This window comes from Flavobacterium sp. PL02 (assembly GCF_035013205.1).
Taxonomy (GTDB): Bacteria; Bacteroidota; Bacteroidia; order Flavobacteriales; family Flavobacteriaceae; genus Flavobacterium.
In genome coordinates this window covers 556,251-569,576 of sequence record NZ_JAYGJP010000001.1, presented here as the reverse complement: position 1 = coordinate 569,576, position 13,326 = coordinate 556,251, and the positions used below count along the sequence as shown (strand labels likewise).

At 33.0% G+C, this 13,326-nt stretch carries 13 protein-coding genes; 7 read left to right on the top strand and 6 right to left on the bottom strand.

All coding sequences use genetic code 11. The features are described from left to right. Positions 1 to 99: 99 nt before the first annotated feature. The 3 genes from SHI72_RS02390 to cysC all read right to left on the bottom strand — a co-directional run bounded on the left by SHI72_RS02390 (position 100) and on the right by cysC (position 2,476). A complete protein-coding gene (locus tag SHI72_RS02390) occupies positions 100 to 762 on the bottom strand; it encodes an RNA methyltransferase (protein ID WP_323488927.1) in 663 nt (220 codons plus the stop codon). A 102-nt stretch (positions 763 to 864) separates the two neighbouring features. Beyond that, positions 865 to 1,836, bottom strand: coding sequence for a sulfotransferase family protein (locus SHI72_RS02385; protein ID WP_323488926.1), 972 nt, complete (start codon positions 1,834 to 1,836; stop codon positions 865 to 867). A gap of 103 nt (positions 1,837 to 1,939) precedes the next feature. Next, on the bottom strand, positions 1,940 to 2,476 hold the full coding sequence (gene cysC, locus SHI72_RS02380; RefSeq protein ID WP_039117678.1) for an adenylyl-sulfate kinase: 537 nt from the start codon (positions 2,474 to 2,476) through the stop codon (positions 1,940 to 1,942). Between the two features lie 184 nt (positions 2,477 to 2,660). Here cysC and SHI72_RS02375 point away from each other — a divergent pair, with 184 nt between their 5' ends. The 4 genes from SHI72_RS02375 (at position 2,661) to SHI72_RS02360 (ending at position 7,925) form a co-directional block, all read left to right on the top strand. After that, complete coding sequence (locus SHI72_RS02375; RefSeq protein WP_323488925.1) at positions 2,661 to 3,359, top strand: NAD-dependent deacylase; 699 nt, start codon at positions 2,661 to 2,663, stop codon at positions 3,357 to 3,359. Between the two features lie 17 nt (positions 3,360 to 3,376). Then, positions 3,377 to 4,069 carry a sterol desaturase family protein gene (locus tag SHI72_RS02370; RefSeq protein WP_323488924.1) on the top strand — a complete coding sequence of 231 codons (693 nt, stop codon included), beginning with the start codon at positions 3,377 to 3,379 and terminating at the stop codon, positions 4,067 to 4,069. Between the two features lie 93 nt (positions 4,070 to 4,162). After that, complete coding sequence (purB, locus tag SHI72_RS02365) at positions 4,163 to 5,509, top strand: adenylosuccinate lyase (protein ID WP_039111252.1); 1,347 nt, start codon at positions 4,163 to 4,165, stop codon at positions 5,507 to 5,509. A gap of 178 nt (positions 5,510 to 5,687) precedes the next feature. Then, positions 5,688 to 7,925, top strand: coding sequence for a cation:proton antiporter (locus tag SHI72_RS02360; protein ID WP_039111254.1), 2,238 nt, complete (start codon positions 5,688 to 5,690; stop codon positions 7,923 to 7,925). A gap of 54 nt (positions 7,926 to 7,979) precedes the next feature. Here the strand turns inward: SHI72_RS02360 and SHI72_RS02355 are convergent, their stop codons facing one another. The 3 genes from SHI72_RS02355 to SHI72_RS02345 form a co-directional block, all read right to left on the bottom strand. Continuing rightward, on the bottom strand, positions 7,980 to 8,618 hold the full coding sequence (locus SHI72_RS02355; protein WP_039111255.1) for a peroxiredoxin: 639 nt from the start codon (positions 8,616 to 8,618) through the stop codon (positions 7,980 to 7,982). A 99-nt stretch (positions 8,619 to 8,717) separates the two neighbouring features. After that, complete coding sequence (locus SHI72_RS02350; RefSeq protein ID WP_323488923.1) at positions 8,718 to 9,935, bottom strand: MFS transporter; 1,218 nt, start codon at positions 9,933 to 9,935, stop codon at positions 8,718 to 8,720. 32 nt (positions 9,936 to 9,967) lie between these two features. After that, complete coding sequence (locus SHI72_RS02345; protein WP_039111257.1) at positions 9,968 to 10,879, bottom strand: AEC family transporter; 912 nt, start codon at positions 10,877 to 10,879, stop codon at positions 9,968 to 9,970. 115 nt (positions 10,880 to 10,994) lie between these two features. On the opposite strand from SHI72_RS02345, the gene SHI72_RS02340 reads away from it, so the two are divergent. From SHI72_RS02340 to meaB, 3 genes are all read left to right on the top strand, one after another. Next, positions 10,995 to 11,402 (top strand): Rrf2 family transcriptional regulator, encoded by a 408-nt coding sequence (locus SHI72_RS02340; protein WP_323488922.1) that lies wholly within the window; start codon positions 10,995 to 10,997, stop codon positions 11,400 to 11,402. A gap of 55 nt (positions 11,403 to 11,457) precedes the next feature. Continuing rightward, entirely contained in the window at positions 11,458 to 12,099 is a 642-nt protein-coding gene (locus tag SHI72_RS02335; protein WP_039117676.1) for an NAD(P)-dependent oxidoreductase, read from the top strand. A gap of 105 nt (positions 12,100 to 12,204) precedes the next feature. Next, positions 12,205 to 13,311: a methylmalonyl Co-A mutase-associated GTPase MeaB gene (meaB, locus tag SHI72_RS02330; protein WP_323488921.1), complete on the top strand. Its 1,107-nt coding sequence runs from the start codon at positions 12,205 to 12,207 to the stop codon at positions 13,309 to 13,311. The last annotated feature ends 15 nt before the right edge of the window (positions 13,312 to 13,326 follow it).

The window sequence follows — 13,326 nt, the reverse complement described above, 5'->3', positions numbered from 1 at the left end:
CTCAGTATATATTCAGTCTCAATTAACATTTTGAGACTGAAAACTGAAGCTGAAAACTCAAAAAAATCCCTCAATTATACTAATTAATTGGGGGATTTTTTATTCAGGATTCTCTTCAAAATATCGGGCTTCAATGCGCTTGATATCTTTAATTGAGTTTTTGGCCCAAGCCAAACGTTTCTCCAGGATTTCATCATCCGATAAATGCCAATCGATATCTGTATTTCGCAATCTGTTTGTTAGATTCTGAATAATTATCGCTGCCGAAACAGAGATATTCAAGCTTTCTGTAAAACCTACCATCGGAATTTTAAGAAATCCATCTGCTTTTCGTAAAATCTCCTCAGATAAGCCATCTCTTTCTGTACCAAAAAACAAAGCACTAGGTTTTGTAACATCAAAATCTTCCAGCAAACAATCATTATCATGTGGTGTGGTAGCAATAATTTGATATCCTTTACTTTTTAATGTATCTACACAATTTGTAATACTATCAAATGTATTAATATCAACCCATTTTTGAGCTCCCATCGCTATTTCCTTATCGATTCTTTTACCATAACGTTGCTCGATAACATTAAGTTCCTGGATTCCAAAAACTTCACAACTACGCATTACAGCACTTGTATTGTGCATCTGAAAAATGTCTTCGACAACAACAGTAAAATGCTTAGTACGGTTTTCGAGAACTTTTAAAAATTTATTTTTTCGGTTTTCGGTTAAGATATTTTCAAGAAAATTGAGGTAATCTATATTAATCATTTCAGTAGTATTTGTGGCAAAAATACTAAAAAAGAGTGCAATTAAGGCTATGAAAAAGAGTTAGCTTTAAAATCTTATCTATCGAATGATTTAAAAAATAATCTAATTTTTATGAACTAGTTCTGCTAAACTCTCATCTAATTTTTCATACAAGACATTAGCCTTGGTAAAATCGATTACCAAAGTATCATTTACATAGGAATCACCTTTAAAATCAATATTTCCATTTTTAGAATGCCTATTTAAACGTTCACACATTAAATCAATCTCTTCAATAAAATAATCTGCATCAATAAAAGACAAAAATCTTTCCAGAATAGATCTCATTCCTTCTTTATAATTATACATCGAAACATTTTTGTCTGTTGCATAAAAATCAAGATACGCCTGAAAATATTTCTCCAGAACAACTGCTCCATACTGATGAAAAGAAATTTCCTCAATCTCTTGAGCGCTAATTCCAAAAATAGACGATGGCAACAAATTAGGTACCATATGCATTCCTTTTAATTGTGCATGAGATTTTAATACTTCTGTTGGGTTTCTGTAAAGTAATACAAAAGGTAATTCTGGAAAAATTAATCGTAACTGATTAACTTCGAATATATGCCAGGAATCTAATTTTACAATTAAATTCTTTTCTTCAGGAAAACGTTTTTGTCCTAATAAAGAAATTACTGATTTAATAAGTGCTCTTTTTTTATCAAAATCAAAAAGATTGCTTCTTAGGATTTGATCAATAATCGGTGCTTCAGAAATTACAATATTTTGTGGAGAAACGGATAAAGACTGGCTCATCATTGTAGAGCCACAGCGGGAAACATGAAACAATAATGATTTTAACTCTGTTGTGACTAATCCTGCAGACCATTCAATAAGATTTTCGGCACTACTCACCACTTTATACCTTGTTGAATTGTTATAATGAACTTTGCACTTTATAATGGTTTCTTCAAAAAAAGGATCTACATACCTTTTATCTCCCAGATAAATCCATTCAAAATATACATCATTATCTGTTTCAACTAATTTATAGGGAATCCAATTTAAAAGGGGATGATCTGCGTTTTCCATTTTTATAAAATCTATTATTAAGTTTCCAAAGTATTGCAACGTAAATATATACATTTTACAAAAAACAATCTACATAACAACCTGATAGAAAAATGAGTAATACTTAAATAGCAGTATTAGGTATATTTTCTATTATAAAATAATAAAGCTTATCGGTAGAAACTGATACCGATTCAGAGTCCGTTTTAAGCGTCAAATCTGCTTTCAAAGGAGTTTCAAAAACATCGCTTATTCCGGTAAAATTGCTGATTTTATTACTATCATTATCTGGCAATAATGCTTTTTTATACAATCCTTTGGGATCACGTTTGATCAGATTATCAATCGAACAATTTAGGAATACCGTTTTTACAAACTCATGCTGTCCTATTTCATTTCTTAAATCTTCGTAAGGGTTTATTACCGACATTAAAACGATAATTTCTGATTTAACAAAATCCTGCCCTACGCTAAACAACCGACGAACATTTTCGCATCTGTCGTCTTTAGAAAATCCTAAGTCTTTGCAAAGGCTTTTTCGATAAACATCACCGTCAATTATTTCGACTTTGTAGCCCTTTTTCAATAATAATTGCCCAACGTTTTCTGCCAATGTGGTTTTGCCTGAACCCGACAAACCTGTAAATTGTATTAATATCATTTAAAAATTATCATTATTTAAACTTTCATCCACAAAACAGCAGTAACCTAAATCCTTATCTTGGTTATTGTTACTTGTAAAAATACTAAAAAAGACTCACTTTAATAAAATCATTTTAACAAGTATTCAAAACTAGTTTTTAAGCTAAAATTGACTATTTTTATTTTTTTAGAAATAAATCAAAATGAAAAAGAAACTGGTAGTTTTAACTGGTGCAGGAATTAGTGCCGAAAGCGGAATAAAAACTTTTCGCGACAGCGATGGTCTTTGGGAAGGACATGATGTAATGGAAGTAGCAACACCCGAAGGCTGGTACAAAAATCCCGAATTGGTTCTTGATTTTTATAATCAAAGACGTAAACAACTCAAAGAAGTGACTCCTAATTTAGGACACCAGATTTTAGCTGAATTAGAGAAAGATTTTGATGTACATATTATAACTCAAAATGTTGATGATTTGCACGAACGTGCCGGAAGTACTAAGGTTTTACATTTGCATGGCGAATTACTAAAAGTGCGTAGTTCTCAAAACCCAAACTACATTTTAGACTGGAATGATGATTTATTCATGACGCATCTAGACGATAAAGGAAACCAACTACGCCCGCATATTGTTTGGTTTGGCGAGGAAGTTCCCGCACTAGAAGAAGCGATAGACATTGCTGAACAAGCTGATTATTTTGCCGTAATAGGAACTTCATTGCAAGTATATCCTGCAGCGGGATTAATTTCATATACTCCTGCTAGCGCTCCGCTTTTTTATATTGATCCGAAACCTATTAAAATTCCGAATCTGAGGAATAAAATTGAAGTTATTCCCGAAGTGGCTTCTAAAGGAATGGAAATATTAAAAACAAAACTAGCCGAAATAACTACAAAATAATAAAAAGAAAACTAGAAATGATAGTACAGAAATGGCTTGAGTTATTGTCTTATTATAATCTATTTACGGTAACAATATTTTTTCTTATCGAAAATTTGTTACTTATGCTTTTAGCTATTCTTATTGGGAAATTAATCGATCGTGAAGCCACAAAAATTAAAAATTCTGATATAAAATGGGTTATTAGCACCTTATTATGTAATACGCTAGTAACTTTAATAGGTTATAAATTATATCAATATCAAATTATTAGAATAGATTTTTCTGCTTCGCTTTTCACAATTGTACTGGATACTCTTCTATTGATTTTCCTGATGGATTTCTTTATGTTTTGCTTTCATTTTTTGGCACACAAATTAACTTGGTTTCACCCTATCCATAAGCTACATCACACTCATATTGACACAAATGTGTACAGTTTATTTGTTCTTAACCCTATCGAAACTTTGGGTTTTGGTGCTATATGGCTTATTATAATTTCAGTATTAGAGTTTAATTACATTAGTATCATACTGTATTTAATCCTGAATTTATCTTATGGAATATTAGGTCATTTAAATAACGATATTTTTCCGAATTTCTGGAATAAGAATGTTGTCACAAAATGGATTTCGACCACACAATTCCATTCGAACCATCATAAAAACGAATCCCATAATTTTGGCTTTTATTTTACTATTTGGGACAAAATTTTTAAAACAATCATTTAAAATTGTAATGTTTAACTATAATAACTTGCAACTAACTTTCAGAAGTTTTAACAATAACTTACATTTGCATCTTTCAAAATTAACAACACAACAATGACTACTTTAAACGAATTGAATGCCATATCGCCAATTGACGGAAGATATAGAAACAAAACCCTTTCATTAGCTCCATTTTTTTCTGAAGAAGCGCTAATTAAATACCGGGTATTGATTGAAGTTGAATACTTTATTGCTTTATGCGAAGTGCCATTGCCACAGCTTGCAACCGTAAATTCAGACCTTTTTGAGAGTTTACGTAACATTTATAAAAATTTCTCTACCGAAGATGCTCTTTGGATTAAAGAAACTGAAAAAGTAACCAACCACGATGTAAAAGCGGTTGAGTATTTTATCAAAGATGCTTTCGAGAAACTAGGATTATCAGAGTATAAAGAATTCATTCACTTTGGATTGACTTCTCAAGATATTAACAATACAGCTATTCCACTTTCTACAAAAGAAGCTTTTGAGAGAGTATATATGCCATCATTAATCACACTTACATCTAAACTAAAAGATTTAAGCGTAGAATGGAAAGACATCCCGATGCTTGCACGTACTCACGGACAACCTGCCTCTCCTACTCGTTTGGGTAAAGAAATTGGTGTTTTTGTAGAACGTATCGAGGAGCAAATGCGTTTGTTATTTAATATCCCGTTTGCTGCAAAATTTGGTGGAGCAACAGGAAATTACAATGCTCATCATGTTGCTTACCCACAAATTGACTGGAAAAAATTCGGTGGTAATTTTGTAGAAAACATTCTTGGATTACACCACTCTTTTCCAACTACACAAATAGAACATTACGATCATTTTGCAGCATTTTTTGATGCTTTAAAAAGAATCAACAATATAATCATTGATTTAGACAGAGATATTTGGACGTACGTTTCAATGGAATATTTCAAACAAAAAATCAAAGCAGGTGAAATTGGTTCATCAGCTATGCCACATAAAGTGAACCCAATTGATTTTGAAAATTCTGAAGGAAATTTAGGAATTGCAAATGCTATATTCGAACACCTTTCGGCTAAATTACCAATTTCTAGATTACAACGTGATTTAACAGATAGTACTGTTTTAAGAAACGTTGGAGTTCCTATAGGACACACTATTATTGCTTTTGAAGCGACATTAAAAGGATTAAATAAATTACTTTTAAACGAATCTAAGTTCCATGAAGATTTAGAGAAAAACTGGGCGGTTGTTGCTGAAGCAATCCAAACAATTTTACGTCGTGAGGCATATCCAAATCCTTACGAAGCTTTAAAAGGTTTAACAAGAACAAACGAAGCAATTGATAAAAATGCTATTCATAGTTTTATTGCAACGCTAGATGTTTCTGAAGAAATCAAGGCTGAGCTAATGAAGATTACTCCAAGCAACTTTTTAGGTATCTAAAAAGTTGGTTTTCAGATAAAAATCCCGTTATTTATAAGTACATTTACTATAAATAACGGGATTTTATTATTATAATATTATCTTAAATTTCACATTAAGGAATCGCATTACTTTCATTTTTTTTTATTTTTTTATATCTTACAACAATTCAAAAATAAATACAAAAAAGTATACGCCTATGAGTCCAAATGAGACTGTAACACATGCCGCTCAACATTTAGAACCATTAATTAGCGACTTAGGATTAATCCTAATGACAGCTGGAATAGCTGTGCTAATCTTTAAAAAATTAAAACAGCCTTTGGTTTTGGGCTACTTAATCGCAGGATTCTTAGCAGGAAATCATATTGAATTTTTTCCTTCTGTAACCGATAATAAAAGCGTAGAAGTTTGGGCCGAAATTGGTGTGATTATTTTACTTTTTAGCTTAGGTCTCGAATTTAGCTTTAAAAAATTAATGAAAGTCGGCGGAACCGCCTCCATAACAGCAATTACACAAATTATAACAATGGTCGCCGTAGGTTATCTGGTCGGCCGATGGATGGATTGGTCCCAAATGGATAGCATCTTTCTGGGTGTAATATTATCAATTTCCTCCACCACCATTATCCTCAAAACGTTTGATGAATTGGGCGTTAAGGCGCAAAAGTTTGCTGGTATAGTAATTGGCTCCCTAATTGTACAAGATATTATTGCGATTTTAATGATGGTTTTACTATCGACTATTGCAGTAAGTCAGCAATTTTCTGGAAGTGCATTATTACTTTCGGTATTAAAATTAGTATTTTTCCTTACCGCATGGTTCGTTGGAGGAATCTTCTTTATCCCTACTTTATTAAAAAAGGCCAAGCATTTATTAACCGACGAAATGTTGCTTATCATTTCACTTGCTTTGTGTTTAATGATGGTAATCTTAGCTTCAAATGTTGGTTTTTCTCCTGCTTTGGGTGCCTTTATCATGGGATCTATTATTGCAGAAACTACACAAGCCGAACATATTGAACATTTAGTAAAACCCGTTAAAGATTTATTTGGTGCTATTTTCTTTGTATCGGTTGGAATGTTGATTAATCCTGAGATGCTTATCACACATGCCATTCCTGTAGCAATTTTAACGCTTGTTACCATTTTTGGTCAATCGATAAGTTCTACAATTGGAGCTTTACTCTCAGGACAACCCTTAAAACAATCGGTGCAAACCGGGATGAGTTTATCTCAAATCGGGGAATTCTCCTTTATTATAGCTACGCTGGGAATGTCACTTAATGTAACGAGTGCTTTTTTATATCCTATAGTTGTTGCAGTATCGGCTGTAACTACATTTACAACCCCATTTATGGTGAAATTTGCAGGGCCATTCTCTGAGTACTTAGAACAGAAATTACCTCGCAAATGGATTAAAAACATTAATCGTTACAGTCTTAATACTCAAGCCATAAAATCTGTAAGCACATGGCAAATTGTGTTACGCTCTTATATAACTCAGATTGTAATACACACTATTATTATAACTGCGGTTATATTATTATCTTCTAAATTTGTTGCTCCATTAGTAGAGGACACTAGATTTGGAAATACAATCGCTGCGCTTATTACGCTTATCGTTATTGCTCCGTTTTTATGGGCACTTTCGTTAAGACGTGTTGCAGTAAAAGAGGTTGAACTTTTATGGGAAGAAAGAAAATATCGTGGTCCGATTATGATGATGATATTAATACGCATCGGGTTAGGATTGTTTTATGTAGGTTTCCTATTAAACATCTTCTTCTCTCCTTTGGTTGCTTTTGTTGCCTTAGTTATCGCCGTTGCCGCTTATCAATTTTTCCCTAAAAAACTTAACGAGCAATACCACAGAATAGAGAATCACTTCCTTAAAAACCTTAATGATCGTGAAACAACTAAAATAGATAGAAAGTATGCCAACTTAACTCCTTGGGATGGGCATATGTCTATATTTGAGATTGCCAAAGAATCTAATCTTGCAGGTAAAACTCTTGAAGAATTAAAAATTAGAGAAGAAATGGGAATCAATATCGCTTTTATAAGACGTGGTGATATTACAATACAAATTCCAACCAAAAACGAACGTTTGTTTCCTGGTGATGAAATATGCGTTATTGGTACTGATGCACAGGTTAGTGAGTTTACCAATTATCTGAATAAAAACGAAATTGAAGCTCCTAAAACTACCGAAGAATCAGAGATTGTTTTAAACCAACTAGAACTTTCTGATAACGAGTTTATCAAAAAAAGCATTAGTGAATTTAGACATAAAACAAATGCCTTGGTAGTAGGAATTGAAAGAAACGGAAAACGAATTCTGAATCCTGAGTCTCAATTGATTTTAGAAAAGGATGATATTATTTGGGTCGTTGGAGACAAAAAACGAATGAAACAATTCGTAAAAAAAGTATAACACACAAAAAAAGGTATAATGAAAATTATACCTTTTTTTATTTAATAGCTAAACCTATTTATTAGGCTGTGGAGTCATTCTTAAATATGGTTTTATAGGATTATATCCTTTAGGAAACTTAGCCGCAATATCGCTATCAGGAATCGATGGAGATATTACAACATCGTCACCATCTTTCCAGTTTGCTGGGGTTGCCACACTATAATTTGCTGTTAATTGCAAACTATCAATAACACGAAGCAATTCATCAAAATTTCTTCCTGTAGATGCTGGATAAGTTAATGTTAGTTTTATTTTTTTATCATTTCCGATAACAAAAACTGAACGTACCGTAAATTTATCACTTGCATTTGGGTGTAACATATCATATAAATTTGCCACTTTTTTATCTTCGTCGGCAATAATAGGATAATTTACAGTTGTATTTTGAGTCTCATTGATATCTTTAATCCATTCTAGATGCGAGGCTAAACCATCTACACTTAGAGCGATAACTTTAGTATTTCTTTTTACAAATTCTGGGTAATAGTTAGCCACAGTTCCTAACTCTGTTGTACAAACAGGTGTAAAATCTGAGGGGTGAGAAAATAACACTCCCCAAGAATCTCCCAACCATTCATGAAATTTTATTGGGCCTTGAGTTGTATCTGCTTCAAAATCTGGAGCTATATCTCCTAATCGTAGTGTTGCCATGAGTATTTATTTAAAATTTTATTTAAAATTAAGTAAAAAAAGTACAAGGAAAACATCGACCCTTATAAAAAAATCATAAAGTTGATAGACTTGATAGGATTACGCTTTCTTTTTGATATTTGGTAAGAAATAAGTAAGAACTCCGATTAAAGGTAAATATGAACTTATTTTAAAAACATATTCAATCGTTGTTTGATCTGCAACATATCCTAAAATTGCCGAACCTAATCCTCCCATTCCAAAAGCAAACCCGAAGAACAATCCAGATATCATCCCTACTTTACCTGGTTTCAATTCTTGCGCAAAAACTAAAATAGCCGAAAATGCAGAAGCAATTACAACTCCAATTATTACAGCCAGCACTCCTGTCCAAAACAAGTTGGCATAAGGCAACAACAAAGTAAATGGTGCTGCTCCTAGTATTGAGATCCAGATAATATATTTTCGACCAAAACGGTCACCTAATAGCCCTCCTATTAATGTTCCTGCTGCAACAGACGCCAAGAAAACAAATAAATAAAATTGAGAATCCTGAATGCTCATTCCGAATTTGTCTATTAAATAGAAAGTAAAGTAACTAGACATACTTGCCATATAGAAAAACTTCGAAAAAATAAGGAACAGCAAGACGATAATCGAAATAGTGATTTTCTTATTAGATAAAGGAATCGTAGTCTCTTCTGCGCCTATTTTTTTGGCAGCTCGCAAGTTCATATGATTTTCATACCAAACTGCAATTCTTGATAAAATGATAATACCTAATATCCCTGCAATAACAAACCAAACTACGTGTGATTGCCCATAAGGAGCAACTACCAAAGCTACTAATAATGGTCCTATCGCACTACCAGCATTACCTCCTAATTGAAAAATAGACTGCGCCAAACCCCGTTTTCCTCCTGAACCTAAAAAAGCAACTCTCGAAGCTTCTGGATGAAATATAGATGAGCCAACACCTACTAAACCAACTGCCACCAACAACATCCAGAATGCATTGGATACAGATAACAGGCATAATCCTGAAATAGTAAATATCATACCAAATACTAATGAATATGGCATAGGTTTTTTATCTGTATAAAAACCAATAAAAGGTTGCAGTAAAGATGCAGTAAGCTGAAAAACAAATGTAATTAATCCGACCTGGGTAAAATTTAAATTGAAGTTATCCTTTAAAATAGGATACGTAGCAGGGATTACTGCTTGCATTAAATCATTAAGTAAATGAGCAAATGCTATTGAAAATAATACGGAATAAACTGTTTTTTGAACTAAAACCGAACCATCGATTGTAGCTGAATTACTAGAGGAACTCATAATAAATTTGAACTAAAAAATTAATATATAAACTAAATAAAACTCATAATAAAATACCAAACAATAAGCGTGATGAACGAAATTGGGATTCCAAAACCAATCATCATACTACTTAACCGGGGTTTTAAACCGTAGGTCGAAGCCAAAATACTTCCTGTAATCATAGGTGCCATAGCCATTTCCATAATTGTGACTTTAATTACTGAGGAATTTTGTTTTAGGATAAAAACGTACAATACCAAAAATAATAGTGGTGTGATAATGAGTTTAAAAACTAATCCTAAGGTTAAAAACTTCCAATGTTTACTATTCTTTTCAAAACGAAGTTGCAACCCAACAGAAAGTAATGCAAGCGGCGTAACCAAACTGCCTAACTTTTGGAATCCAATCTGGAGGTTTTCATCAAAATCATAATTAAAAACGTTCATAAGACAGGCTATAACAAAGGTGATGAAAGGCGGAAAAGTCAATATCTTCTTTGCAATTGCGAGTGAATTAGGACTTCCTTTAGAATAAAATGCCGCAACAAAAACACCCAATGTCGAAATTACCACAAATGATCCTGGCTGATCTACCAAAATTGCGGTTTCTAACCCTGATTTCCCATATAAAGCCTCTATTATAGGAAAACCAAGAAATGAGGTATTACTTAATCCCGCGGTGAGAATCAAGCATCCTATCAACTTATTTGACCAACCATACTTTTTACCTAATATAGAAAAAAGAAGAAATGCAACTATAAAAGCAATCCATGCCGCACCGATTGGAAATAACAATTCGGTACTCCATTTTATTTTTGGGATAAAATACAACGCCAAAGCTGGAAGACATAAATAAACTACAAGTTTGTTTAACGTTTTGTAGATATGCACTGGGAAACCCTTGATATTTTGCAATATAAGCCCCGCACTAATGAAAACGAAAATTAAAATAAAGTTGCTCATCTTTGAAAAAAAACAAAAATAGCACTTAAAATCTTCTTAAATAGCTTAATTTTAAAGTAAATTATTTTGTCAGTTCAATATAAACCTATAAATTTGTAACATATTTTATTACAGTATGATTTCAGGTAAGTTTGCCATAACAACACATATTCTTACGTTACTCTCTAAATCCCCTAATGATTATTTATCATCGGAATACATTGCGGGTAGTATAAATTTGAATCCTGTTTTGGTACGAAAAGAAATTTCGAACCTGAAAAAAAATCATATTGTAGAAAGCAAGGAAGGTAAAAACGGAGGCACAAGATTATTAAAACCTCCATCAGAAATCAGTTTACTTGATATTTTTAAAATGACTTTTGATACCGTAAATCTTGGCTATGCCAAGAATCAGCCTAATCCGGATTGTCCTGTTGGGAAAAAAATAAACGAAAATCTAGACTTATTATATGCTGATATCAACGAGAAAATAAATGCGCAATTAAGCACAATCACGTTAGAAAATTTTTCAAATCAGTTCTAATCTATTTTTTTACACTAAACTGTAACATTTTTTATTACTAATTAAATTATATATTATGAAAATCGCAATTATCGGAGCTACAGGTTTTGTAGGCTCAACTATCTTAAACGAATTAGCAAATCGCAATCATGAAATTACTGCAATAGCAAGAAATCCAAAAGATTCAGCTAACGTAAATTGGGTAAAAGCAGATATCTTAAACACAGCTGAATTAGCAACTATACTAAAAGGAAACGATGTTGTAATTAGCGCTTATAATGCGGGCTGGACAAACCCTAATCTTTATAATGATTTTATAGCTGGTTCAAAATCTATTCAGGAAGCCGTAAAACAATCGGGAGTAAAACGTTTTATCACGATTGGTGGAGCAGGAAGCTTATTTGTAGCTCCTAATTTGCAAGCTGTAGATACGCCAGATTTCCCAAAAGAATATCATGCAGGAGCATCAGCTGCAAGAGATTATTTGAATATACTTAAAGAAGAAAAAGATTTGGATTGGGCATTTTTTAGCCCAGCTTTTGAAATGCATCCCGGAATTACAACAGGAAGAACTGCTAAATATCGTTTAGGATTAGACAATCCTGTTTTTGATGAAAACCAAAGAAGTATTTTATCTGTAGAAGATTTGGCGGTAGTAATTGCCGATGAAGCAGAAACTCCAAAACATCATCAGGTTCGTTTTACTGCAGCGTATTAATTTGCAGCTACAAAACAAATTCACAAAAAACAGTTTCGAAAGCACTTTTCTACTTTTGAAACTGTTTTTGTTTTGATTACTTTTACCTTTTAAAAAGCAAAGAGTTTGTCAGCACATAAAAAACAAAAAAGCAGTTTAAATGAAAAGCCTGGAATTTCGCAACCTGAAATTACCAGCGGAACTTCAATTGAGCAAATTCAGCGTTTTAGACGAATTCAACCTTCTGCACAAGAATTAGTTTCTGGTATTTTATCTGGAAACATTACTGCACTAAGCAGAGCAATTACTCTTATAGAAAGCACTAATCCGAATCATTTGGCCAAAGCAAATGAAATAATTAATGCCTGCTTGCCTCATGCCAATCAATCGGTTCGAATAGGAATTACTGGTGTTCCCGGAGTTGGAAAAAGTACTTTTATTGAAGCCTTTGGCAAACAACTCACCGGATTAGGAAAAAAACTAGCCGTCTTGGCAGTTGATCCAAGTAGTTCTTTCTCTCACGGAAGTATCTTAGGTGATAAAACCCGAATGGAAGAATTGGTAAAAGACGAAAATGCCTTTATAAGACCTAGCGCATCGGGAGAAACTCTTGGTGGTGTTGCCCGCAAAACAAGGGAAGCTATTATACTTTGTGAAGCGGCTGGATTTGACACCATATTAATAGAAACCGTGGGCGTTGGACAAAGCGAAACCGCCGTTCATAGTATGGTCGATTTTTTCTTATTACTAAAAATTGCTGGTGCTGGTGATGAACTACAAGGTATAAAAAGAGGTATTATGGAAATGGCTGATGCAATTATCATAAACAAAGCCGATGGGGACAACATAAAAAAAGCAAGGCTTGCTAAAACTGAATTTAATAGGGCTTTACATTTATTTCCTCTCAAAAAATCGAGATGGCAACCTACTGTAAACACTTGTAGCGCCATTACTCATGAAGGAATTCCTGAAGTATGGCAAACTATTCTTGATTATTTTGAAATGGCAAAAGCCAGTCTTTATTTTCAGGAAAAAAGAAAAGAACAAAACCAGTTCTGGATGATGGAAACAATTAATGAGCAATTAAAAACAAACTTCTACAATCACCCAGAAATCATAGCCGAACTTGATAAAAACAAAAAAGCAGTACAAAATGATGAAATTTCACCTTTTGCAGCTGCTACTATTTTGTTGGAATTATACAAGAAAGGAACAAAGCAACAAAGGGACTAAGTAGAAAACCTATGA